The following is a 25,293-nucleotide window of genomic DNA, read 5'->3' on the forward strand; positions in this document are numbered from 1 at the left end:
GGCCCTCTTTGGATGCGGAACCGGGGGCGTTGCACTCGGCCATCAGTCCCGGATGACCGGATCGTAGCCCGCCTGCCGCAGGGTGTCGCAGATGAGCTGGATGTGGGCGTGATCGCGCGTTTCCAGGTCGATCTCGACCTCCGTCTGCCCGAGGTGAATGTGCGAGCCCACGCGCTGGTGGTGCACCGTGAGCACGTTCGCACGAAGCCGGGCGACGATGTCGAGCAGATCCCGCAGCGCGCCGACCCGATCCTGAATGGTAACCGCGAGCCGCAGGTATCGGCCCGATTCGACCAATCCGTGCTCGATGATCCTCGACAGGACCACCACGTCGACATTTCCTCCCGACAGCACGGCCACCACCTTGCCGAGACCGCCTGGCACCTTTTTCCCCAACACGGCCGCGATGGTGGTCGCCGCCGCGCCCTCGACGACCAATTTCGACCGCTCCATAAGCAGGATCATCGCCCGTGCGATCTCGTCCTCCTCCACCACGACCACATCGTCGATGTACCGCCGGGCCGCCTCAAACGTGAGGACGCCGGGCCGCCGCACGGCGATGCCGTCCGCGATGGTCGGCTCCGCCGTCACCGTCTCCACGGCGCCGAGATCGAGCGCGCGCCGAAACGCCGGCACAGCCTTTGCCTGGACGCCGTAGATTTTGACGTCAGGGCGGAGCGATTTCAAAGCGATGGCGATTCCCGCCGCGAGCCCGCCCCCGCCCATGGGCACGACCACCGCGCCCACGTCCGGCAGTTGCTCCGCGATCTCAAGGCCAATGGTTCCCTGGCCGGCGATGATGTCGGGATCGTCGAAGGCGTGGATGTAAGTGAGCCCTTCGCGCATCGCGATCTCGCTCGCGTGGCCGTATGCCGCGTCGTAGTCGTCGCCGTGGAGCACCACGCGAGCGCCGTACCGCTGCGTCGCCATGATCTTGGCCAAACTCGCCCCTTCCGGCATCACGATGGTGCACGGCACGCCGCGCCCTCTCGCCGCGTACGCCACGCCCTGCGCGTGGTTGCCCGCGGACGCGGCAATGACGCCCTCGAGCGCCCCCTCTTCCGCGAGCGACGTGATCTTGTTCAGGGCGCCGCGAAGTTTGAACGATCCCGTCTTCTGCAGGTTTTCCAGCTTGAGATAGATCTCGTTGTCCGACAGACGCGAGAACGTCTCGGAGTAGTCAAGCGGTGTGTACAGCGCGCTTCCGCGAATTCGCTCGCGCGCCCGCTCGATATCTTGCAGCGTGGGCAGCGACCGTTCCTGCAAACGACTCTTCCTCCCTAAAGCGGGCGGGCCACAGCGGCCCGCCCTGTCTCTTTAGCCATCCGCCCGCTTCATGGAGTCCTCGAGCACCGTCTTGGCGATGTGCTCGTCGAGCGCTTCGTAGTCGAAGTAGCGAATGGTCTTGTACAGCTCTTCGCGCGACTGCATCTCGGATAGAAAGGACTTTTGCGTTCCCTCGCGCTGAATGGCCTCGAACACGCGTTCAATCGCTTTGGCGGCCACCCGCACGCTGGTCACGGGGTAAATCACCATCCGGTAGCCCCACGACTCGAATTGATCCGCCGTGTAATAGGGCGTTCGCCCGAATTCCGTCATGTTGGCGAGCAGCGGAACATGAACCCGCTCCGCAACATAGCGAAATTCCTCCTCGGTCGTCAAGGCTTCCGGGAACACGGCGTCGGCCCCCGCCTCCACGTACCGATTGGCGCGTTCCACGAGCGCATCGAGGCCCTCCACGCTCTTCGCGTCCGAGCGCGCCACCACCACGAGCGTGGGCGCCACGGTCTTCAACATGCGGATTTTCTCGACCATCTCCGACGGCTCGACGAGCTTCTTGCCATTCAGGTGGCCGCACTTCTTCGGCATCACCTGATCCTCAATCTGCACAGCCGCCACGCGCGCCTCGACCATCTCCTTGGCCGTGCGGGCGACGTTCAACACGCCGCCGTACCCCGTGTCGATGTCGACGAGAACGGGGAGCCCCGAGGCGCGGACGAGATCGGCCGCGCGCTCGGCGACTTCGTTCGAATAAACGATGCCCAAATCGGGTAGCCCTCGGCTTGCGGTATACGCAGCGCCGGAGAGGTAGAGGGCCTCAAATCCGGCCTGTTTGGCAATGCGGGCCGTGAGCCCGTCGTGCGCCCCGGGGATCTTCAGGATCCGCGGTTCTTGGATCCGTTCAAGAAACCGCTTGGCCAGTTGCTCTTGGCTCGGTTGTTCTTCCACCAGCCACGCCAACGCTCACGCCCCCTCTCAGATCACGAACAACTCCATGAACTCGTCCACCGGCGTCTCGTGCAGCCGCTCCGCATCCAGGCACAGATCGAGAATGCGCTCGGTGCGCTTCTCCGGAAAGCGCGTCAACAGGTTGGCGCGGAACTTTTCGATGACTTTCGGCAGCCCTTCCGCGCGGCGCCGGCGATGGCCGATGGGATACTCCACTTCCACCTTTTCCGTGTGCGATCCGTCGCGGAAGAAGATCTGAACCGCGTTTGCGATGGACCGCTTGTCGGGATCGAGGTAATCCTTGCTGTAGCGCGGATCCTCGACGACCTCCATCTTTTCGCGCAGCGCGTCGATCCGCGGATCGCTCGCCGTCTCGTCCTCGTAGTGTTCCGCCCGCAGATCGCCGTAGATGAGCCCCACCGCGACCATGTACTGGATGCAGTGATCCCGATCCGCCGGGTTGTGGAGCGGCCCCTTCTTGTCGATGATGCGAATGGCCGACTCGTGCGTGGTGATCACGATACGCTCGATCTCGTCCAGCCGGTCCTTCACCTGTGGGTGAAGCTGGAACGCGCACTCCACCGCCGTCTGCGCGTGGAACTCGGCCGGGAAGGAGATCTTCAGGAGCACGTTTTCCATGACGTACGAGCCGAGCGGCCGCGCGAGCACAATGGGCTTGCCGCCCATGACCACATCGTTGAAGCCCCACTGCGGCGCGGTGAGCGCGCTGGGGTAGCCCATCTCGTCGCGCAGGGCCATGAAGGCGAGCCACACGGCGCGGCTCGTCGCGTCGCCCGCCGCCCACGACTTGCGCGATCCGGTGTTGGGCGCGTGGCGATAGGTGCGAAGCGGCGCATTGTCGATCCACGCGTTCGAAATGGCATTCTGAATTTGTTCACGCGAGCCGCCGAGCATGGCGGTGGTCACCGCGGTCGAAGCCACCTTGACGAACAGGACGTGATCGAGCCCGCGGCGATTCAGGCTGTTCTCCAGCGCGAGCACGCCTTGGATCTCGTGCGCCTGCACCATCCGCTCCAGCACTTCGCGGATGGTCATCGGCCGCTTCCCCCGCCTGCGCGCCTCGCGGCTCACGTAGTCCGCCACCGCGAGGATGCCGCCCAGGTTGTCCGACGGATGTCCCCACTCCATCGCGAGCCAGGTGTCGTTGTAGTCCAGCCAGCGGATCATCGCGCCGATGTTGAACGCGGCCTGGACGGGATCGAGCTCGTACTTGGTGCCCGGCACCCGAACACCGCCCGGCATCGAAGCTCCCGGTACGTAGGGGCCGATGTGCTTTGCGCACTCCGGAAATGACAGCGCCAAGATCCCGACCCCGAGCGTGTCCATCAGCACGTGGCGCGCGATGTGAAGCGCCTCCTCGCTCGCCACCTCGGGCTTCAGCACGTAGTCCGTCATCTGGACCATCACATCGTCAAACGGGCGACCGCCCTGGCGATCCACTGTCGCACTCATTCTTCATTCCCCCTGCACACAGCAAAATGACGGGCGGCGATGCCGCCCGATGATCACACCACGTCGTCTTCGGCACTTCCGGGAATCCGGCGTCAGGCCTTCAGGCCGCGCGGGCCCTTGTACAACACGCGTGGGCGGAAGATGCGGTTGTTCGCCAACTGCTCCATGACGTGCGCGGACAGCCCCACCACGCGCGCCGCGAAAAACACCGGCGTAAACAGCGGCACTGGAATCCCGAGCATGTACATGACCGGCGCCGCATAGTAGTCGAGGTTCGGGTACAGACCCTTTTCTTCGCGCATGATGGTCTCGCCCGCCACGCACATGTCGAGCCACTTCTTCGCCTCCGCGTTCGATCCGGCCATCTCCTGCAGAGCTTCCTTCATCATCTGAGCGCGAGGATCCATCTTGCGCATGTACACGCGATGCCCAAAGCCCATGATCTTCTCTTTGTTGGCGAGTTTGGCGCGAATGAGCTGTTCGAAACCCTCGACGGTCTTCGCTTCGAGCAACATCTCCATGACCGCCTCGTTCGCCCCGCCGTGCAGCGGTCCCTTCAGGGACGCCACCGCCCCTGTGAGCGCGCCGTACATGTCCGACAGCGTCGAGGTGATGACGCGCGCCGCAAAGGTGGAATTCGGCAACTCGTGCTCGCAGTAGACCATGAGCACCTGATCGAAATACCTGACTTCGTCTGCGCTCGGCTCGCGCCCCGTGATCATGTACAGGCCGTTGGCCACAAACGAGAGATCCTCCCGCGGCGCAAACGGCTCACGGCCCTGCGCGATGTGATGGCTCGCGGCCACAATCTGCGGCACCTGCGCCAGGAGCCGAATCGCGCGATTGCGGTTGGCTTCAGGCGACTGATCTCCGAGGTCGGGGTCAAAGCCCGACAGCGCGGAAACGCCGGTGCGCAGCATGTCCATCGGATGGGTCGTGGAAGGGAGTTGCTTCAAGATGGTCCAGATGTTCAACGGCACCTGTTGGTGCGCCTTCAGGGCGCGCTCGATGTCCTTGCGCTCTTCCTCATTAGGCAAGCGCTTGTCAATCAGCAGGCCAATGATATCAATATACGACACTTTTTTGGCCAGATCGATCAGGTCGTATCCGCGCAACACAATCTCTTCGTGGTCGACGTCCAAAAACGAAATCTCGGTCTCGCAGGCGATCACGTTTTCCAACCCGGGTCTGTACGCTTCGGTCATGCGTTAGCCTCCTCGTCGGGCGCCGTGAGGAGCGGCCGGAGCGGCCATGGCACCCCGTTTCGATAGCGGTTACATAGCCTCATTATACAAGAACTAGGTCGGCAAGGCAGGTAGACAGTGTGTTCAGAGAAGTTCGACGGTTGTATAATGAAAGCGTGTAATCGCTATCACGCCCTGCCTAAGGAGGTGAGCCGATTCGGCAGGTCATGAAAAGAAGGTGAGGGATCCACATGGCTTCGCAACCAGTGGCAGCGAGATTGAACCAAATGCCGCTCACGCGGTGGCACAAGCGCATCGCCGTCATTGTCGGCATCAGCCTGTTCTTTGATCTCTTCGACATCTACCTGTCCGGCGTGTTGGGCACTGTGCTCACGGGAGCGTTCCATATCCCCAAGTCGGAACAGGCGCTCCTGCTCTCATCCGCATTTCTCGGCATGTTCATTGGCAGCATCGGATTCAATGCCCTGGCCGATCGCGTCGGGCGCAAGGCCGCCTTTCTCGGCATCTTATCCACCTATTCCGTCTTCACGTTCATCGCGGCCTTCAGCCCCAACGCGGCCTTTCTCATCGTCTTCCGGTTCCTCGCAGGTCTCGGCATTGGCGCGTTGCTGCCGCTGTGCGACACGTATCTGAGCGAGATCTTTCCCGCGCATAACCGCGGGCGAATCATGGCGTGGACCTACACACTCGAATTCTGCGCGACGCCCGTTGAAGGATTTCTCGCCCGCGCGCTCGTGAATACGCACTTTCTCATGGCCGGATGGCGGTGGATGTTTGTCATCGGTTCCATCGGCGCTATCATTGTCTGGTCTCTGCAGCGGCAGCTCCCAGAATCGCCGCGTTGGCTCGAGTCCGTAGGCAGGCGTCAGGAAGCCGAGCGCATTCTCGCGCGCTTCCTGGAGGAAGCGCCGCAAGAGCCCCGCGTCGAACGCGCGGGATCCGAGGCCGTCGAACCGAAGCGGGTGCCATTGGGAACGCTGTTCACGCCGACGTACGCGAAACGCACGGTCATGCTTTGGATCTTTCAAATTCTGCAGACCTTCGGGTACTACGGCTTTGGCACTCTGGTGCCGTTGGTCCTGGCGAGCAAGGGCCTGACCATCACGACCTCCTTGACCTACGCCGCGGTGAGTTTCATCGGCTATCCGATCGGTTCCCTGCTGTCCGTCCCGATTGTGGAGCGGATCGAGCGCAAATGGATTGTGGTGGGCAGCGCGTTCTGCATGGCCGCGTTTGGCATCCTGTTCGGCATGGCATCGCAGCCCGCACTCATCATGCTGTTCGGGTTCCTGTACACGCTCTCGAGCAACATCTTCTCGAACGGCTATCACATCTTCCAAGCGGAGATTTATCCCACCTCTGTCCGCGCGACGGCCGTCGGAACGGCTTACAGCCTGAGCCGGCTGATGAGCGGGCTCATGCCCTTCATCCTCCTGCCCGTGCTGCACGCCCACGGCGCCACGGCCATGTTCTCCGTCGTGGCCGGCGCCATGGTGCTTCTGATGATCGATGTCGCGGCGCTCGGCCCGAAGACGACCGGAAGGTCGCTCGAAGAAGTGAACGAGCGCGTCATCGTCCAGGAGCAAGGTCCGAACATCGGCATGTGATTTGGCGCAAAGGCGCGAGGGACGCCCCTCGCGCCTCGTTCGCGGCCATGGATCACACATCGGGCGCCGAGCGCTCGCCGAAAGCGAAGCGCCGCTTCACTTCCGGTAGCGATGTGCCGCTTCACGCGACTGGCCCACCACCTTCTCGAGAGCCCGCCCGGCCTCGCCCTGCTCCTTTGAGAGCCGCACCGTCACCTCATGCTCCTGACCGTCGTCGACGAGATCGATCACGACCTCGGCCTGCTCCTCGAACCGCACCGTCGGAAAGGATTCACTCCGGCCAACGGCCCGCTCCACCCGAATCCGGTACAGAGCGGAACCGTAGCGGTACATCACCTCAAAGCCAGGCCAATGTGCGGGCACGCACGGCGCCACCTCGAGCTTCGCACCTCTACGCCGGATTCCGAGAATGGCCTCCAACCCCGCCTGGTACATCCACGACGCCGCACCTGTGTACCACGACCAGCCGCCCTGTCCCACGTTCGGCTCGGCCGTGTAGATATCTGCTGACATCACGTATGGCTCGTTGCCATATCGCTCCACTTCGCGCGGCGTGTCGGTGTGATGAATGGGATTGAGCATGGCGAACAGCTCGTGCGCCTCATCGCCGCGCCCGAGCATCGTCCAAGCGACGATGCCCCAGATGATCCCGTGCGTGTACTGGCCCCCGTTTTCCCGGAGTCCCGGTGGATAGCCCTGGATGTAGCCCGGACTCGGGCGCAGATCGCGAAACGCCGGCTGAAGCAGATGGGCCACGCCCAAGCGCCGATCGACGAGCTCGCGATCGAACGACGCCATGGCTCGCATCGCTCGGTCCACCGGGGCGCCGCCGGAGATCACCGCCCAAGACTGCGCGATGGCGTCGATCCGGCAGGCGGGCGACGTCGCCGATCCCAGCCAGAGGCCACCGTCGGTCACCGCGCGCCGATACCACTGTCCGTCCCACGCCGCCTCGTTGGCCGCGGCTACCACCCGCTCGCGCATCGCCAGCCAGCGCGCGCGGTACCGCGCAAATTCGGGGTGGTCGATCTCGGCCACACGCCTGAGAACGTCGGCCAGAAACCACGCGAGCCACACGCTCTCCCCGCGGCCCTTCGCACCCACTCGGCTCAGGCCGTCGTTCCAGTCGCCGATGCCGATGAGCGGCAGGCCGTGATCGCCGAAGTGCAGCGCGCGCTCGATGGCCCGCGCGGCGTGTTCCGCGATGCTCGCCTCTTCCTGGCTCCAGATGCTGTCCTCGTACCGCTCGAGTTCGCCCTCCTGAAGCGGCGCGCTGACGAGGTACGGGACGCGCTCGTCGAGGATGCGGGAATCGCCAGTCGCCTCGACGTAGCGCGCGATCGCGTACGGAAGCCAGAGAAGATCGTCCGAAAAGCGGGTGCGGATGCCCTTGCCGAGTTCCTCGTGCCACCAGTGCTGCACGTCGCCCTCCAGGTACTGGTGCCGCGCCGCGCGCAGAATCTGATCGCGCAGCACCTCCGGCCAAGCGTGGACGAGCGCCAGGGCGTCCTGCAGTTGATCCCGGAAGCCGAACGCGCCTCCGGCCTGGTAGAAGGCCGTCCTGGCCCACAGCCGGCAGGCGAGCGCCTGATACAAGAGCCAGCCGTTCATCAGCACGTCGAACGCGCGATCCGGCGTGCGCACTTGCACGCGCCCGAGCAGATCCGACCAAAACGCCGCGACGCTTTGCAGGGCCTCCTCGGCCGCCTGGGGCGACGCCAACTTCGCGAGCCGCGCGATCTCGGCCTCACTCGAGGCCGCCCCGAGCAGAATGACCACCTCGGCGGGCTCACCGGGCGCAAGGTCGAGATCGCGCGCGACGGCGGCGCAGGGCGTGGGCGTGGGCCCCGCTTCTGCGCGCCAGTCGCCCTCAAGGAGCATGTCTGGCCGCGCATAGGAGCCGCGGCCGAGGAAACGCGTCTTGTCGCCCGTCCAGCCAGCGGTGCGCCCATCGCCCCCGATGGCCATCCAGCCGAGACAACCGCGAAACGCCTCCTGATAGCGGTTTTCCGCGGCGATCACGTCGCCCGCTTCCGCCTTGCTCACCACGACGAGAGGCGTGTGGGAGAACGGTTCGACGCCAAGCACCCATTCGGCGTAGGGCACCACGCGAATGCTGCGCGCGGCGACGCCTCGGTTTTGCAGCCGAAGCCGCATCCACTTGATGGGCTCGACGCGATCGACAAACACGGCGAGCGAAACGCGCAGATCGTCGAACTCGCTCTCGAACGTGGTGACACCGGGCCGGTGCGTCACCTCGTACGCGAATTCGCCGCCGGCGGGGGACGGGGTGGCACTGACGACCGTCCCGCGATCCCGGTCGACGATGTACACGGCCTCTCCCGGCGGATCGAACGCCGCATCGTTGTGCCAGGGCGTGAGCTTGAATTCGCGGCTGTTCCGCCACCACGTGTAGCCCGTGCCGAGTTCGGTCACGAGCGCGCCGAAGGAAGGGTTCGCTAGGACGTTCGACCACGGCCTCGGTGGCCGCCTGGCGCCCGTCACGCGCATCCGGTACGCGCGACCGTCCTCGACGAAGGCGCCGTACCCGTTCGCGAACTCGCCCTCGACGGGTGGAACGTCGCGGATTCCGCGCTTCGGCGCTGGTTCGAGCGTGTCCGACGCGAGCTCTGCCTGGGGCTTCGGTTCCGGACGCCCGCCCATGAGTTGCGCACCGACGCTCGGCCCGCTCGCCCGCAGCGTCGCGGCCGCCACCGCCTCGATGAGCGCGCGCTCCGCGCCCGAGAGCTGATCCGCCTTGATCACCGCGAGCCGCGACGCGTCGTGGACACCACGCCGCGCCATCTCGGCGCGGATCCGATCGCTCATCTCGTCGCGGTAGCTGGACGCCGTCTCGTCGATCACGACGAGATCGCTCGCAAAGCCCATGTGCGCGAGGTACTGGGTGAGCCGCGCGAGCTTTGCGACAAACGGGACCTCGGCCTGAGACGCGAGCGCAACGGCCACGATGGGCCTGTCCCCCGAGATCCCGTGCGCCCACAGCCCAGACGGACCGAGCTCGTTCTGCAACACGGCCGCCCGGCGCGCCGGCGAAAACGCGTGCCGGGACACAAAGCGGGACAGAAGCTCCATGGCATCCGCCACATCCTCGGGCGACAGGTGGAGTTGGCGCAAATCGATCTGTGCGCGCATCCAGGCGAGCTGCGAAACGCGGGCGCGCGCGGCAGCCTGCCGCATGCGGGAGGCCAGTTGCACGACCGCCTCCAAGGTCTCGCCGAGCGCCGTCGCGACAAAGAGCTCGTGTTTCGCGCCCGGTTCGAGCGTGACGTTGGTGCGGAGAATCGCGGCCGGATCGGCCACCGAACCGGCTTCCCCCTTGAGCCGCCGCCACAGCCCCGCCGGCGCGGCAAGGGTATGACCGCGGCCCACGAAGCGCGCCCTGTGAGAATCCCACTCCACCGGCGATGGGTCCTCTTCGTCGCCGTGGATGAGCGCGAATGCCGCGTACACATCCGGGTCATCGTCCGTCTCGGGTCGCCTGCGCGCCCATAGGACCTTGTGGGTTTCATCCCACCCCGTTTCCACAAACAGGCGCTGAAAGGACGGATGCGCGGTGTCGGCGGCGGGCTTGGCGAGCGCGATCTCGGCGAAGTACGTGAGCTCGAGCCGTCGGACGTCGCCGCCAAGGTTTTGGAGCACGAGCCTGCGCAGTTCCACGTCCGCGTCCGGCGCCACCATCACCGACCACTCGCTGTCGATCCCGTCCACCACGCGGCGCCAGCTGGACTTGTCCGGGCGAAACTCCGCCTGCACGTGGCCATCGCAGGCGTGGAGCGTGGTGCGCAGGATGCCGTCGCGATCGACGTCCCGGATGTACATCACCGGTCCCCGGTACGGGAGATGAGGATCCGGCCGGTACCTGGTCACCGAAAGGCCGCGCCAGATGATTCCGCCCTCTCCGCGCGCGTTGGCAAACGTCGTCAGGCTGCCGTTCGTGACCGCGTTCCAGACCGCATCTTCCCCGCTCGCCTGGCGCGCGTAGACGGGCCTGTCGAAATTGGGCGCGTGCGCGGCGTGGACGGGCTTCAGCAAAAGCGCCGGCCGCTTCGGCATGCGCTCGTAGAGCATGTACTCGGCGGCGCGCACCAGCGGAAGGCGGTGGAACCGCTCCACCCAAATGTCTCGCTCCAGATAGTTCGCGATGGCGATGAAGGCCATCCCCTGATGGTGCGCCATGAAGCTCTGCACGACCTTGTGTCGGCTGCCGTGCGGCAGGCGATCGGCGGTGAAGTCCACCGCCTCGTAATACCCGTAGGGTCCGAGCGCGCCAAGCTGCTGCAAGTCCTCGAGCGCACTCGCCACCTCACGGGGCGCGAACGGGAGCGCCAGCATCGTCGCGTACGGAGCCACCACCAAGTGGCGATCGAGGCCGCGATCGAGCCCCAATCCGGGCACGCCGAACGCGCGGTACTGGTAGTTCAGGTCGCGATCGAAGGCGTAAAAGCCGCTCTCGGAGATGCCAAACGGCACGCCGCGGCCCCGGGCGTAGGAAATCTGCCTCCATACGACGCCTTGATACGTCTCGTGCCACAGGGTGTCCGGCAGGTGACGCATCAAAAGCGCCGGCATGAGGTACTCGAACATGGTGCCGGACCACGACAAAAGCGGCTGATGCCGTCCCGCGCGCGTCATGGTGCGCGAGAGCGCAAACCAGTGCGAGGCGGGCACCTGGCCGCTCGCGATGGCGATGAAGCTCGCCTGCCGGGCCTCGGAAGCCAATAGATCGTAGACGATGTTTTCGAGCTGGTTGCGATCGGCGTGGTAGCCCAGTGAAAACAGGCGCAGGTCCGGGCGGTACAGCGGTCGAAAGTCGGTTTCGCGCACCCAGGCGTCCATGGTCTCCGCGAGGCGCTCCGCGCGCTGGGCGATATCGGGCTGTGAGGCCGCCCATTCGCGCAGCGCCTGGCCGAGCGCAAGCATGGCGCAGACGAGATTGCCCGAGTCGACCGTCGAGACGTACCGCGGCGCGAGCGGCTGAAGGGTCCTTGTGTCGTACCAATTGAACAGGTGGCCGTGCCAGCGAGGAAGCCCCGCCAGCGTCTCCATCGTCCGCTCGAGGCGGGTGAGCGCGCCCTCTCGGGAGACGAAGCCGAGATCGGCCGCCGCGGCCACGCACAGAAGGTAGAGCCCGATGTTGGTCGGCGACGTGCGGTGCGCGACGCGCTCGACGGGCTCAAACTGCACGTTGTCCGGCGGCAGGTGGTGATCCTCCTCGCCCACGTACCGCTCGTAAAATTGCCACATGGTTGAGGCTACCTCGCGCAGGTGTGCGGCGAGCCCCGGATCAGGCGACACGCGCCGCGGGCTCGCGGGCGCGGCCAAAAAGCGAGCCACGGCGTGCGCGGGAAGCCACACCAAGAGCCCGAAGACGCTCGACGCCACCTGATCCCAGTTGCCAAAAAACCCAGGCACCGCGGACAACAGCGCGACGGCGTAACCCACCGGCTCGTAGAGAAGAGGCGAGGACGATCCGTCCGATCGATCCGCGTGAGACGACGGGATCCATTCGAGCAACCGCCTGCGGCTCACCGTCATGCGATACAGGGCGCGAACAGCGGCATCTGCCTCGATCACCGCCATAAAAGGCAGTGTCACGAGCCGGACGAGGCTCTGCCCGAACGCCGTCGCGACGCCCCGCAGGTTCCATTCGCTGGGCCGAATGGATTCCAGCGCGCGCCAAAATGGAAGAAACACAGTCGCCACGAGCACGATGCCGTAGGCGTACGCGGGGCCGGGCAGCACGCCCGCAGTGCCAAGGCCGTACAGGATGATGAGCCCGGGTCCGACCAGGCTGTGGCGGACGTGATCGACGATATTCCAGCGCGTGAAGCCGCACAGGTCGACGGGCCTCGCCTCGCCACGTCGATCTCGGCATGCCCGGCGGAGCCAGTACGTCAACTGCCAGTCACCGCGCACCCACCGGTGCGCCCGGCGCATGTAGGCGCGAAGGGACGCGGGCTGGCTCTCGACCACCTCCACGTCCGCGGCAAGCCCGGCGCGCAAAAACCCGCCCTCCAGTATGTCGTGGCTGAGAACCTGGTTGTCGGGAATGCGGTCGGCCAGAATCGCGTGAAACGCGTCGACGTCGATGAGCCCCTTGCCGACGAACAGGCCGCGCCCGAACCAATCCTGATACGGGTTGGAGATGGCAAACGCGTAGGGGTCCACGCCCGTCTCGCCCGACCAGAGGCGCGCGAAGCGCGAGACCTGGGTCGATCGCGGACTGACCGCGACGGCGGGCTGAAGCACGCCGTAACCCTGCTCCACGCGCGTCCCACGTTCATTGAGCCGCGGCCGGTTGTAGGGCAGGTGCATGGTGCCGACGAGGCGCTGGACGGTGCCAAACGGCAGTTCCGTGTCGAGATCGGCCGTGAAGAGGTAGCGAATCGTGGGCAACACCGCGAGATCGCCGTCCTGCACGCGGAAGCTCGTGTCTTTCTTGCCGCGAAGAAGCTCGACAAACTCCACCAGCTTGCCTCGCTTCCGCTCCCAGCCCATGTATACGCCGTCCGCGCGATTGAGGACGCGAGCCCGGTGAAACCAAAAGAAGCGCGCCGCCCCGTACTTGCGGCGCAGATCCTGCAGGCGGGCGCGAGCCCGGGCGAGCAAAGGTTCGTCTTCGGGCAGTTCCTGCGCCTCCGCGTCCCGGAGATCCGAAAGCACGGCGAAATAGAGATGGTCGCCCCGCTGCGTCAAATGATGAAGTTCGATTTTGTCGAACGCCTCGTCGACGTCCGCCTCGCTCGCCCAAATCACGGGTAGTACCACCATGGTGCGGGCGTCCTCCGGCAGTCCTTCGCTGAAGTCGAGGCGCAGAAGAGGCACCGGCCGCACAGCGCGGCGAATGGCCTCGTGCACCAGCGAAATCACCCATTCGCTGACTGGAAGCGCGAGCAGGATGGCGAGTGCGGCGATCGCGGCCGCGGACGCCCTGAACCCCCGCGTGAACGCCTCGAGCAGTGCGAAGAGGATGGCCGCGAACAGAAACGCCATGCCGAGCAGGTACGAGCGTAGGGGACGGCGCCGAAGCGCAATCTGCGGAACCGCCCTCGGCTTGGCGCGCTGTTTCAGCGCGCGATGAAGCGCGTCCATCCCGACGGGATCGCACAAGTAATACGCGACGAACGCCTCGCGGGGAACGTCCGGCGCCGCACTCGATCCCGCCTTCTCCCACGCCTCCCGGGCCAATGAGACGGCGGTCTCCGCTACCAAGGTCTCAGGCAGGCGAAACGCCTCGCTCAGCCAACTGACCTGGTGGGTGAGCACGTTCTGGCTCGTCGGCTCAAGGCGCAGGTAGTCCCCCGTCGGCTCTTGGCGCAGGCAGGCCTCGACGCGCGAAATCCGCGAGACGATGGGTTGCCAGGCCAAGCGTTCCAAGGCGTGAAGGCTCTGCACCAGGTTGCCGATCAGCACCTGAATTTCGGCGTGCCACTCCGCCTCGTAGGTCGTCAGGCGCTCGATGCTCTCGCTGGAATTCGCGACATGCGCCGCAAGCCACTCCCGGAGTTCGTCGCTGTCCGGTTCCCACTCCGACAGGTGGTGCACGAGGTGCACCACCTCCACCGCGCCGAGCGCCCGCCCCCTGGAAAACCGATCGATGGCCCGGCGCACGGCTTCCGCGCCGCCGCGCTCGATCTCGGCGAGCAGGCGGCCCACCGCGCGACAGGTCTCGTATCGATGCTCGATCTCCTCGCTCGCTTCCGACAACTTGACGAGCAGCGCGACACGCAGGCCGTTGGCGAGCTGATGACATTCATGGGTCGTCAGCACCTGCACGTCCTGGTACGCCTCGACAAACCGCACCAGCGTCTCCGCTTCCATGTGGCCGCGGGTCGCGTCGAGGTAAGCGGCGGCGAGCGCCACCACGCGAGGTTCCCCGGACTCGGCCATCCTCGGCAGTTTCCGCACCACGGCATTCGGCCACAGGCGCTCCGCGAGCATCGCCTGCAATTCGATGTAGGCGGCGTGATCGATCAGCCACTCGTGCGCGGGCTCGGAACACGCCGAAGGCTCCCGCTCGAGCCTGGCGGCCAGGGCCCTGACCCGCGCCGCTTTTCGGCGCAAGGTTGGCCACAGGTCGGATCCTCCGCCGCGCGTCGAACTGATGTCTTGCGTCAGCGCGAAGTCGTGCGCGCGCCTCTCGAGCTCTGTGTCGAACGCCATAGGTCCTCCTCGTGCCGCTGTGAGTGTCGGATCGCCCATCCCCATGCGAAAGATAAAACGGCAGCATATGTAAACATTCCCGATTGAAGTCTGGATTATAAATCGGTTCGCGCTGCCATGGTCGAGCGCGGCGTGGTAAGATGGTGTCAAAACGTTTTGGGAGGAAGGCGTATGGAAGCGTATCCATTGGGGACAAGGCGCGTCGCGCAGATCGGGATCATCGTGCGGGATATCGAGGCGGCAAGCGCCGCCTTGGCCAAGCTCCTGGGCTGTGAGGTGCCGAAGTGGCACTGGACTGAAGCCTACGAAGAGTCACGGACGGAGTATCTGGGACAACCCACGCCCGCCCGGGCCAAGCTGGCGTTCTTCCAGCTGGACAACTTGGCAATTGAACTCATCGAGCCCGATGAGCACCCGAGCACCTGGCGCGCTTGGCTTGAGGAACACGGCGAAGGCGTACACCACATCGCGTTTGAAGTGGACGACATGAAGAAGCGAAGCCTGGCGCTCAACGAAGCCGGACTTGCGCTCGAACAGCGGGGCGAATACACGGGCGGGCGATACGCCTACTTCGACGGCTTGGCTTCCGCGCGGGCCGTGATCGAGCTCTTGCAACAGGACCGCTGATGAGACGAAGGGAGACAGACCGCGATGCGAACGTCCGAAAGCGCATTCGATCTCGACTTGATCCGCGGCATGACGTTCGGCTTTGTGGGCCAGCACGGCACGTGGGCGAATGAGGAGGCTCGAACATCCATGCGCGCCCTCGCCGAACAGCCGTTCAACTGGGTGACGCTCGCTTTTGCCGGCCTCATGGAACACGCGGGCCATCCCGCCATCGCCTACGGACCGCCGGTCACCGTGAGCGATGCCGAGATTGCGGCCATGGTCGATCTCGCCCACGAACTCGGGCTCAAGGTGTGCCTCAAGCCGACCGTCAACTGTCGAGACGGGACGTGGCGAGGCGAAATTCGATTCGAAGACGAGAAAGGCGAGGATCTCGCGTCGTGGGAGGCGTGGTTCGAGGCATACGCCGAGATGATGGCTCACTACGCGCGGCTCGCCGAACGCACGAGGTGCGAGATGTTCTGCGTCGGCTGCGAGATGACGACGGCCGAACCGCACGAAGCACATTGGCGCGCGCTGATCGACAGCGTCCGCCAAGTGTACGGCGGCCTTGTGACGTACAACTGCAATCATGGGCGCGAAGAGCACGTCCGGTTCTGGGACGCCGTCGATCTCATTTCGTCGAGCGCCTACTATCCCATCGACCGATGGCAAGAACGCGTGCCCGTGCTTCGTGAAGTCGCGGAGGCTTGGAAAAGACCGCTCTTCTTCATGGAGGTGGGTTGTCCAAGCCGCGCGGGTTCCGGCGCCTGCCCGTGGGATTACCGACACCCAGGTGCGGTCGATCTCGACGAGCAAGCGCGGTTTTACGAAGCCATGTTCGCGGCCATGCCCTCCGAACGCTGGTTCAAAGGTTACATGCTGTGGGAATGGCCGTGGAAGCTTTATCCGCGGGAAGAGGCGCACGAGGACGGAAGCTACTGCATCTACGGCAAACCGGCGGAGGAGGTTGTGGCCCGCGCGTTCTCGCGCTGACAGGCCCGTGAACGCATTCGCGCCCTTCGCCCGCAGGCGCGGCGCCCAGGCCTCAGGACAAAAGCGCCATGGCGGCCCAGCGGGCCGCCCCTTGCGCCGCCTCTTCCGGATAGGGGGCGAGGGATACGGGACGACCGAAGGCCGCCTCCACCGCGTCCCGCAGGTGACGGTTGACGCGCAGTGCATTGCCCGCGCCTGCGAAGGTTCGTGAGCCCTTCTGCCCGCCAGAGCACAGGCGCAGAAACCCCTCGTGCAGCTCTTCGGCCACGCCTGACAGTACCCCCCAGGCAAAGGCCTCCGGCGTCATGGCGGCCGCCGTCCAGCCCTCGACGCGCGCGCCGTTATCGTCGCTCCATCGCGATCCATAAAAGGTCGGGCGCACCCGCGGGAACGGGCCGCCGCCCGCCTTGCGCCAGGCCGCGATCGCCGCGTCCAGCACTTCATAACCGGACCGGGTCGGCTCGCAGCCGTACAAGCGGACAACGCGATCGAAAAACGCGGTCACAAGCTGGTAGGCCGCCCCTCCCGCGAGCGTCGCGGCGACTGCGAGCCGGAGATCCCGGACGAACGGGCGCAGTTCCGCCCCGCTTCCCAGCTTCGGTTCCCCGCGCACGCAGATGGACACCTGAGCGCCCGTGCCGATGTTCACGAGCACGCCTCCCTCTTCGACGCCCACCGCCCCGAGGAAACTCGCCTGGTGATCCCCCAGCGCAACCGCCACGGGAATGCCGCGATATGCGCCGAGGATCTGCACATCCGGGACCACCTCGGGCAAAAGCCGAAGGTCGATCCCGGCCTCCCGCAGCCCGTCTGCGGCAAACGCGCCTTGTTGGACGACGAATCCGCCCATGCTGTGCGCGAGCGACGCGTGCGCGCGCGGCCGCGACAGCCCGGCGAGTCGCGCCGCAAAAGCGTCCGGCAGTGTCGCGAGCCAAGCGGCTCCGCCAGGCACCAGGCCGTGATGCGCGAGGCTGGCGTGGGTCGCGAGCCCGTATCCAACAGGCACGTGAACGCCGGTCAGGCGGGAGAGCCGTTCAGCAAACGTCTCGCCGGGCGCGATGTCGAGTCCTCCGCGCCTGTCCTGCCAAGTGAAAAGCGGACTCACCGGCAAGAGCTCGTCGTCCAGGTACACGACGCCGTGCATCTGACCCGTGACACCGATGGCGGCCACGTCGGGATGCTCTGCCAGCGCCTCCCGCAGAAAGGTCTCGCTGAGTTCCAGCATGCGACTCGCGTCCTGCGCCGCCGCCAACGGATCGTCAACGGGGAGGACGGCCCCGTGAGGCCGCGATCGACACCAAACAGGGCGCGCGAGGCTCGTATCGTACACCACGACCGCCACGGACGTCGTGCCGAGGTCGATGCCTAGAGCTTTCATGCCCGATCCCGCCCGCTTTCGCCGCGAAGGTCGAGGATAAGCGCCGCCTCGTCGTAGCCCATGGGCCACGGCTCGGGACGGGAGGGCCTCGACGCGATCTCGACATGCCGTCCTTCGCGGGCCGAGATGTGGATGGCTTCCATCACCTCGACCACGTGCAGGGCAAGATCGCCCGTCGCGCGGTGAGAGCGCCCGTCGCGGATGGCGAGCGACATGTCCGCGACCGCGAGCCCGCGGCGGTTCTCCGAGAAACCGAACAGAGGAGGGACGTCGCTCCACGCGTCGGCGCCGCGCCGGCGAACGCGCACAGAGCCCCCGAAGAAGTTGGGATCCGGCACGGCGAGCGTCCCCTCAGTGCCGTAGATCTCGATGCGCGGCAGTTCGGAGTGCCACACGTCAAACGACGTGATGAGGACGCCCGTGGCGCCGCCATCGAACTCGAGCAGGCCCTGGACGTGGGTCGGGACCTCCACCGGGATGCACTCCCCGAATCGATTTGGCGAGCCGATCACGCGTGTGGAAAAGGTCGTCTGCGCGGAGCCCGCGACTCGGCGCACGGGCCCCAAGAGATGGACGAGCGCCGTGAGATAGTACGGTCCCATGTCGAAGAGCGGCCCTCCCCCCGCCTGATAGAAAAAGTCCGGCTGGGGATGCCACCGCTCTGGACCGTGGCTCATCATGAACGCCGTCGCGCCAATGGGCTCCCCAATCCAGCCGTCGTCGAGGACCTTGCGCGCGGTCTGAAGGTGGCTTCCGAGGAAGGTGTCCGGCGCAGAGCCGAGGCGGAGTCCGCTGGCATTCGCGAGATGGACCAGTTCCTTCGCTTCCGCAGCCGTGAGCGCGAGCGGTTTTTCCGTGTGCACATGTTTGCCCCGCACAAGCGCCTCACGGGCGATCTCGGCGTGCGCCTTCGGCACCGTGAGATTGAGGACGAGATCGATTTCGGGGTCCGCGAGCAGTTCGTCGGTCGGCAGGGCGGGGACCTGAAACTGCGCGCCGCGCGAAGCGGCCCGCTCTGGATCGAGATCCGCCACCGCGGCTACCGGAATCCCGAACGCCCGCAGATTGTTGAGGTAAACCTCGCTGATCACGCCACAGCCAATGACACCCACCCGAATCACGGGCCATCACCTTCCTCGCGGATTTGCTTGAGATGAATGAACACGGCCTGCCCGTCTCCCGTCTGGCGCGGGATGACGAGCCCCGAACGCATGAGCGTGTCGCCGCGGAAGCATTCCGCAAAGGGCTCCGCGACATACCGACCGTCGGGCGCTAGGCCGCGCAGCGCGAGGCGCCTGGGCGGCTCCATGGGGTCCGGATACGTGCAGAAGTAGGCGACGAGCGCCTCGCTCCGATCCGCCGCGACGAACATCCAGGCCGCTTCGTGGCCCTCAAAGGGAGACAGGAGGCGGTAGAAGTCGCCGAACTGCACAAGTTCACGCACCGCCTTGTACCTCTCCACCGCCTGACGCGCTTCGCGCCGCTCCTCGTCCGAAAAACGGCGCACATCGAGCTCAAACCCGAAGTTGCCGCACATGGCGACGCCCGCGCGAAGCGCGAACGGCGTCACGCGCCCCATCTGGTGGTTCGGCACCGCCGACACGTGGGCGCCCATCGTGACGGGCGGAAAGACGAGGCTCGTGCCGTGTTGAATTTTGAGCCTTGCGACGGCATCCGTGTTGTCGCTCGTCCAGGTCTGCGGCATGTAGTGAAGCATGCCGAGATCGAACCTGCCGCCGCCCGACGCGCAGTTTTCGAACAGCACGTGCGGAAACCGGCTGGTGAGCGTCTCCAGTATCTCGTACAGGCCGAGCACGTAGCGATGCGCGGTCTCACGCTGGCGCTCGGGCGGCAGCGCGGCCGATCCGACCTCCGTCATCGGCCGGTTCATGTCCCATTTGACGTAATCGACGGCTCCTTCCTCAATGACGCGCGACACCGCATCGACCACAAAGGCGCGCACGTCTTCGCGCGTGAGATCGAGCATGAGTTGGTGCCTTCGCTCCGATCTCGGCCGATCCGGCACGTGCAGACACCAGTCCGGATGCTCCTCATACAGTTTGCTCTTCGGCGAGACCATCTCCGGTTCCATCCAGATGCCAAACTGCATGCCAAGCCCGTGAATCTGGTCGGCGAGGTGCCGAAGCCCGTGCGGCAGCTTGCGCGGGTGCGGCCGCCAGTCGCCGAGCGACGTGCTGTCGTCGTCGCGCTGGCCGAACCAACCGTCGTCGAGGACAAACAACTCCACGCCGAGATCGCGGGCCTGCCGAGCGATCTCGACGAGATCGTCCTCGTGAAAGTCGAAATACGTGGCCTCCCAATTGTTGATGAGCACAGGGCGGACGCGATCGCGATAGGGCCCCTGGCACAACCGCCGGCGGATGGCCCGATGAAACGTGCGCGACATGCCGCCCCATCCCTCGTCCGAGTACACGAGTGCGGCCTCCGGCGTGACGAACGTTTCCCCCGGTCCGAGCCTCCAGGAAAAGTCCGCGGGATGGATGCCGATCTGCGCGCGCACGTTTTGTCGCATGGGCTCCATCTCACAGGCGCCGACGAAGTTGCCGCTGTATACGAGGGCGAAGGCGCGCACCTCGCCGCGGTCTTCGGTCGCGTTCGGCGCCGCCAGCGCAAAGAACGGGCTGTGCTTGTGCCCGCTGATGCCCGCGCGGCTCATGATCTCGTGCCTGCCCGGCCCGAGCGGCACCCGCTCAATGAACCGCTCGCGGATCCACGCGCCGGACAGTTGGATGAAGTCCGCCTCGCGCAGGTCGAGATCGACCGAGGCGCTCAGCGCCCGGCGCAGAACGAGTGTGCCGGTGCCAGCGTTCTCGAAGCGCGCGTGCCGGCACAGAAGATCGAAGTCCCGGTAGACGGTGTAAGAGAGAACCACCTGGAGCGAAAGGACCGGATCGACCAGCGTGATCTCGAGCGTATCCGCTTCGAAATCGGATTCGACGTAAAACGCGGGCAGGCCAGGAAGGCGGGGCTTCCCCGGCTGGATCCGGTGAGAGGCGTACACGAGTTGGGACGCGTGGCTGCCCGAGGGTTGCAACACGTCGTAGGCGGGATCGCGGTGGTCGCCCGTGCCGTACGACGGATACTCGAGGCGAAGTGAACCGACGTCGGTGGCGCGCAGGTGATCCGGCCTCGGATCGAGCCGCCGCGCTGCGCGCGCGACGCGCAACAGATCCAGCGCGTCCTCCATCCGAGCCCCCCAGTACAGGTGTTCCAGAAGGCCGTCTTCGCGGACGCGAAACGCGTAGCTCGATCCCGGCGTCATCAGGTGAAACAGGCGCTCATCCGCGTGAACGATGATGGGCATCGAAGATCGTCCTTTCCCGTTCGCCGCAGGCTCCTTTCTGCTGGCGAACCCGTTTGCCGGCGCCGCCTGGAACGAGCGGCCCCCACACCAAACTCAGAGCTTGGCGACTTCATCCCGCCAGTGGTAAATCGGCTGCCAGCCGAGCGTCTCCTTGGCCCTGCGGTTGGCGAGCAGCGTCTCGTAGCCGTTCGGATCGACGCGGACATCGGTGACCTCGGGGTAGCACGCCGCGAGAAGCTCCCCGTTTGTCATGTCCATACTCGTCCAGTCCGCGGCGATGTTCAGCTTCACGCAACCCAGTCCGTCCTTCTCCACGGCCAATCGGTAGGCCACCGCGGCGTCGCGCGCGTCGATGTAGGACCAGAGGATGTTCTTGCGAACCTCCGGTTTTTTGATGAAGTCCGGAAAGTTTCTGTACATGGCGGGCGTGATCACGTTCCCCAGCCGGAATGCGGCGATCTGCATGCCATAGCGGCGGTGCATCGTCTCCGCGGTCAGTTCGTTCACCACTTTCGACAGGCCGTAGGCGTCCTGCGGCAGCTGCGGGTGATCTTCGTCCACCGGCACGTATTTCGGCGCAAACGGATGTTTGGCGAACACGAGGCCATAGGAAGATTCGCTCGACGTGATCACGGCCTTCCGAATCCCGAGCGATCCGGCCGCTTCAAGCACGTTGTACGTGGACACGGTGTTCAGTTCGAAGGTCGCCGCGTCCGTCCGAATCCCGACGCGCGGCAGCGCAGCAAGGTGCACGAGCGCGTCGGCGCCCTGAAGCACCTGATAACAATCGCCCAGATCTGTAAGATCCGCGACGATGGTAGGACACAACTCCTCGGCGGGCGGGCGCGTATCGACGTTCAGCACGTCGTACCCCGCATGAACGAATTCGCGAATGACCCATGGGCCCAACAGGCCGCTGCCTCCCGTGATGACCACGCGCATGTTCCGGTGCCTCCTATCGCGACAAAGTGGATGAGCTTGGTTCCAAGCGGATGACAACGCCTTCATTGTACACCAACGGCGGCTGCGAGGAGGCGCATGAATTGCCGCACGCAGGAGACGCTGTGTTCAGAGCGTGCGGAGGGGATGCGATTCCATGGACACGTTCCAGCGGGAGATGACGCACATCCGCGAGCATGGAGACGCGATGAACGTCAAGACGCATGTCGTCCTGAGCGAAACGGAGTGCAAGGAAGAGGCCGTCCGGCTGTTCAACGAGATCGCAAAATCCATTCACGAAGGAGATTCTGCGCTCGACGCCAAGGTTGTGACCACGGAGTCCGTGGAACTCGTCGTGGCCTTTCTGAACTCGCATTTCTACAGTCCGCGCTTTCAAGTGATGGCCAAATACCAGAACGGAGTGTTTGACATCCGGGCGAAGGACGGCTTTTGGACACAGGCGCCGGATCAGAATGGCCTGTGGGCGGATTGGCGGGACGAAGAAAAGCTGTATCAGGGGGAGTTCTCCGAGCCGAAGATGCGCGCCGCCATCGAGAATGCCTTTCTGGGTTGGTATCAACGGATGAAAGAAAACGGAAACGCCGGCCTCGCCCCTTCGTGAGGCGGGCCGGCGAACCCTCAGCGATGGACGCCGCCCAATGCCCATTTGTGACCTCCTGCGGCGACGGACGCGCGCCAAACGCCCACCCAAGCGCCGAGCGACTGCGCGGCCTCTGCGTCGCCGGCAAACGCCCGTTCCACGTGAACCTCGGTGATGAGATACGACCACGTGGATTCGGCGCCGCGGTTGACATTCGGGCCTTGCGGCGTCAGGCCGTCGCAACAGGAGCCGTCGGCCGGATCGGCCATGGGGACGCCTTTGTCGTTCTCGCCGTAGAACCAGCGTTGACATTGCGCCACCAGCCGGCGGTACGATTCATCGCGCGTGGCGCGCCACGCCGATTCGCACGCGATGGCGAGTTGCGCAATCTCCAGCGGCTGCTGATCCCACACGGCGGTGTAGCCGGGCGACGCAAAGCCGCGATTGCCGATGGGTCGAAGCCACCCTTCAGGCGCCCGCATGCGAGCGAGGAGACCCTCGAGAGAAGCTTCCGCCACTTCCCTCCAGCGCGTCTCGCCCAACAGCGCGTAGGCCTCGAAGAGCGCCCACGGCATCACCGCGTTGTCATAGGTCATGCGGTCCTCAAACCAAGGCCAATCTTCCCGCGCGTGCGCCTCATAGCGAGACACCAAATCGCGCGCGCCCCGCTCCACGACGCCCGGCAGGCGCTGGCGCACGAACGACCAGAACTCGGGGACGGCGTCGTCCGCGACGCCGGGTTCGTCGGCGCAGCGCAGGAGCCTCGCGGCCGCGGCGACGACATGGGCGACCCCGCGCACGTGCGTGAGGCTGAAGGCCGCCTCCAGACCTCGCCGCAGAACTTCCGCGTAGGCCGTCAACCGGGCCGGATCGCGCTCCTCGCACATGCCCACCGCCAGCGCGTACACCGACCGCCCCTGGCAATCGTCCGACGGAACTTCAAGCTCAAAACGCCGGTCGTAGGAGACGTTGTTGTGGAACCAGCCGTCGGGCTTCTGAACCCAAGCCAAGAACGCGAAGTAGATGTCGATGAGCCGCGCGAGATCGGCCGCGTCCTCCTCCAGCCCCCGCTCGCGAGCGTAGCGGAGCCACTCGTACGCAAGCCAGAGCGCCCGCGCGTTGTCGTCGGTGGAATAGCCCTCCTGGCGGCGAGGAATGCGGCCTATCGCATGCTCGATGAGCCCGGTGTCGTCCGTCATCCGGCGCAGGTGGTCCAGCGAAACCGGCAGGCGATCAGTGTGCGATGACCGCAAACCCCTTCACCCCCGATGCGCGATGACGAGCCCGCAGCGCGACATCCTGGAACAACTGCCAATGGCGCTCGCCCACGCGCGGCCACGTCATGTCTTCGCCAACTGCCGAAATCCGCTCGGCGAATTTCGCGCGCACCTCGTCGTTCGTCAGGATTTCAACGGCCCGATCCGCCAGCGCGCGCGTGTCGCCGTAGGGCACGAGCAGTTCCGGCACGTCCTTCAGAAGGTCGCGCGCGTACGCGTACGGCGTCGTCAGCACAACCTGTCCCATGCCGACCGCGTAGGCCAGCGTCCCGCTCGTGATCTGTTCCATGTTCGGGTACGGCGTGACGTACAGATCGGCCGCCGTGATGAGATCGACGATGTCCGACTCCGACATGTACTGGTTCAGCATCACGACGTGATCGTCCAAATGGAGATCCCGGATGCGCTTCATGAGCGACTCGCGGTACGCCTCGCCCTCGCGCTTGACAATTTCGGGGTGCGTCTGACCGGCGATCACGTACAGCGCGTTCGGAACCTCGCGGACGATATCCGGCATCGCGTCGAGCATGAACTCAATGCCCTTGCTCGGGCCGAGGAGCCCGAAGGTGACGATGACGGCCCGGTCCTGCCAGCCAAACCGCTTCCGCAAATCGGAGCGCGGCGTGACCGAGCGCATTGGCGTACCATGTGGGAGATAGTGGATTTTCGACGGCGAGATGCCAAACGCGTCCACGAGATACTCAATCGCCTGGCGATTCATCACGATGATGCGATCGCTTCGCTCGGCGATTTCCTTCTGCACTTCGCGATACGGCGACATGGGCTTTTGAAAGACGGTGTGAAACGTCGTCACAAGTGGTTTGTTGAGTGCGTCGATGAAGTCGAGGATATACGCCCCTGCTTCGCCGCCAAAGATGCCGAATTCGTGCTGCAGGGATACGACGCCTATGCGGCTGTCGTTCACCCGCCGCGCGATGCGCGCGTAATCCCGGCGCTCATCGCGGCGCAGGAACCAGTACGAGCGATTGTAGTTCTTCAAGTCCTCGTCCGGGGCCAACATCGCAATCACTTGGTCGGCCGCGGACGATCCCGCCGCCCGGCGAACGCTCTGGCGCAAATGATGGGTGTATGTGGCAAGTCCACATTTCCGGGGGACATAAGTGCTGACATATCCGATTTCCAACGTCATGCACGCACCACCTCCTGTGTGCTGTCTGGCTCCATTTCGCGACTCGTTCCGACAATGTCACTGTGCGCGAGTACCTGCGGCTGATATACGTTGAGGAAGCGCAGGGAGAGCAGATCACGGACACACCGCGGTGGAACGTCATGGTGTGCGAGAGGGCAACACCCTGTTAGCACTCGTTGAAGTCGGCTGCTAATATTGTAATGCCGACGCGTGTTTCTCGCAACGCCAATCCCACCTCCCGTCGCTTGCAATGCTCCGCCACCAGCGCGCACGGCAACGCCACCGCGCGCTTCCTGCATTGCCCACTCCACTCTGTCGGCAGG

General features: G+C 65.2%; 15 protein-coding genes. 4 read left to right on the top strand and 11 right to left on the bottom strand.

The genetic code is table 11. The annotated features are described in order from the left end of the window. Positions 1 to 42 precede the first annotated feature (42 nt). From ilvA to mmgD, 4 genes are all read right to left on the bottom strand, one after another. On the bottom strand, positions 43 to 1,266 hold the full coding sequence (gene ilvA, locus J3481_RS05620; RefSeq protein WP_206830329.1) for a threonine ammonia-lyase: 1,224 nt from the start codon (positions 1,264 to 1,266) through the stop codon (positions 43 to 45). A 51-nt stretch (positions 1,267 to 1,317) separates the two neighbouring features. Further along, complete coding sequence (gene prpB / locus J3481_RS05625; protein ID WP_206830328.1) at positions 1,318 to 2,241, bottom strand: methylisocitrate lyase; 924 nt, start codon at positions 2,239 to 2,241, stop codon at positions 1,318 to 1,320. Between the two features lie 15 nt (positions 2,242 to 2,256). Next, the gene (locus J3481_RS05630) at positions 2,257 to 3,702 is read right to left on the bottom strand and encodes a bifunctional 2-methylcitrate dehydratase/aconitate hydratase (protein ID WP_206830327.1); all 1,446 of its coding nucleotides are present in this window, start codon (positions 3,700 to 3,702) and stop codon (positions 2,257 to 2,259) included. 92 nt (positions 3,703 to 3,794) lie between these two features. Continuing rightward, positions 3,795 to 4,907, bottom strand: a complete 1,113-nt coding sequence (gene mmgD, locus J3481_RS05635) for a citrate synthase (protein WP_206830326.1) — start codon at positions 4,905 to 4,907, stop codon at positions 3,795 to 3,797. A gap of 230 nt (positions 4,908 to 5,137) precedes the next feature. Here mmgD and J3481_RS05640 point away from each other — a divergent pair, with 230 nt between their 5' ends. Beyond that, positions 5,138 to 6,514: an MFS transporter gene (locus J3481_RS05640; protein WP_206830325.1), complete on the top strand. Its 1,377-nt coding sequence runs from the start codon at positions 5,138 to 5,140 to the stop codon at positions 6,512 to 6,514. 96 nt (positions 6,515 to 6,610) lie between these two features. Here the strand turns inward: J3481_RS05640 and J3481_RS05645 are convergent, their stop codons facing one another. After that, positions 6,611 to 14,698 (bottom strand): GH36-type glycosyl hydrolase domain-containing protein, encoded by an 8,088-nt coding sequence (locus J3481_RS05645; protein WP_206830324.1) that lies wholly within the window; start codon positions 14,696 to 14,698, stop codon positions 6,611 to 6,613. A gap of 171 nt (positions 14,699 to 14,869) precedes the next feature. On the opposite strand from J3481_RS05645, the gene J3481_RS05650 reads away from it, so the two are divergent. Further along, a complete protein-coding gene (locus J3481_RS05650; RefSeq protein WP_206830323.1) occupies positions 14,870 to 15,325 on the top strand; it encodes a VOC family protein in 456 nt (151 codons plus the stop codon). Positions 15,326 to 15,349: 24 nt separating this feature from the next. Continuing rightward, positions 15,350 to 16,300, top strand: coding sequence for a glycoside hydrolase family 113 (locus J3481_RS05655; protein ID WP_206830322.1), 951 nt, complete (start codon positions 15,350 to 15,352; stop codon positions 16,298 to 16,300). Between the two features lie 52 nt (positions 16,301 to 16,352). Here the strand turns inward: J3481_RS05655 and J3481_RS05660 are convergent, their stop codons facing one another. From J3481_RS05660 to J3481_RS05675, 4 genes are all read right to left on the bottom strand, one after another. Then, entirely contained in the window at positions 16,353 to 17,678 is a 1,326-nt protein-coding gene (locus J3481_RS05660) for a sedoheptulokinase (RefSeq protein WP_206830321.1), read from the bottom strand. Further along, the gene (locus J3481_RS05665; RefSeq protein WP_206830320.1) at positions 17,675 to 18,799 is read right to left on the bottom strand and encodes a Gfo/Idh/MocA family protein; all 1,125 of its coding nucleotides are present in this window, start codon (positions 18,797 to 18,799) and stop codon (positions 17,675 to 17,677) included. Before J3481_RS05665 ends, J3481_RS05660 begins: the two co-directional genes overlap by 4 nt. Further along, positions 18,796 to 21,003, bottom strand: a complete 2,208-nt coding sequence (locus J3481_RS05670; RefSeq protein ID WP_206830319.1) for an alpha-galactosidase — start codon at positions 21,001 to 21,003, stop codon at positions 18,796 to 18,798. The genes J3481_RS05665 and J3481_RS05670 overlap by 4 nt, the downstream gene beginning before the upstream one ends. 93 nt (positions 21,004 to 21,096) lie before the next feature. Next, on the bottom strand, positions 21,097 to 21,945 hold the full coding sequence (locus J3481_RS05675; protein WP_206830318.1) for an NAD-dependent epimerase/dehydratase family protein: 849 nt from the start codon (positions 21,943 to 21,945) through the stop codon (positions 21,097 to 21,099). Between the two features lie 154 nt (positions 21,946 to 22,099). Here J3481_RS05675 and J3481_RS05680 point away from each other — a divergent pair, with 154 nt between their 5' ends. Next, the gene (locus tag J3481_RS05680; protein ID WP_206830317.1) at positions 22,100 to 22,564 is read left to right on the top strand and encodes a hypothetical protein; all 465 of its coding nucleotides are present in this window, start codon (positions 22,100 to 22,102) and stop codon (positions 22,562 to 22,564) included. A 17-nt stretch (positions 22,565 to 22,581) separates the two neighbouring features. On the opposite strand, the gene J3481_RS05685 is transcribed toward J3481_RS05680, so the two are convergent. Both J3481_RS05685 and J3481_RS05690 read right to left on the bottom strand, forming a co-directional pair. Continuing rightward, complete coding sequence (locus tag J3481_RS05685; RefSeq protein ID WP_206830316.1) at positions 22,582 to 23,796, bottom strand: glycosyl transferase; 1,215 nt, start codon at positions 23,794 to 23,796, stop codon at positions 22,582 to 22,584. After that, positions 23,777 to 24,970, bottom strand: coding sequence for a glycosyltransferase family 4 protein (locus tag J3481_RS05690; RefSeq protein WP_206830315.1), 1,194 nt, complete (start codon positions 24,968 to 24,970; stop codon positions 23,777 to 23,779). Before J3481_RS05690 ends, J3481_RS05685 begins: the two co-directional genes overlap by 20 nt. Positions 24,971 to 25,293 lie beyond the last annotated feature (323 nt).

It is taken from the genome of Alicyclobacillus fructus (assembly GCF_017329605.1).
Lineage (GTDB): Bacteria > Bacillota > Bacilli > Alicyclobacillales > Alicyclobacillaceae > Alicyclobacillus > Alicyclobacillus fructus.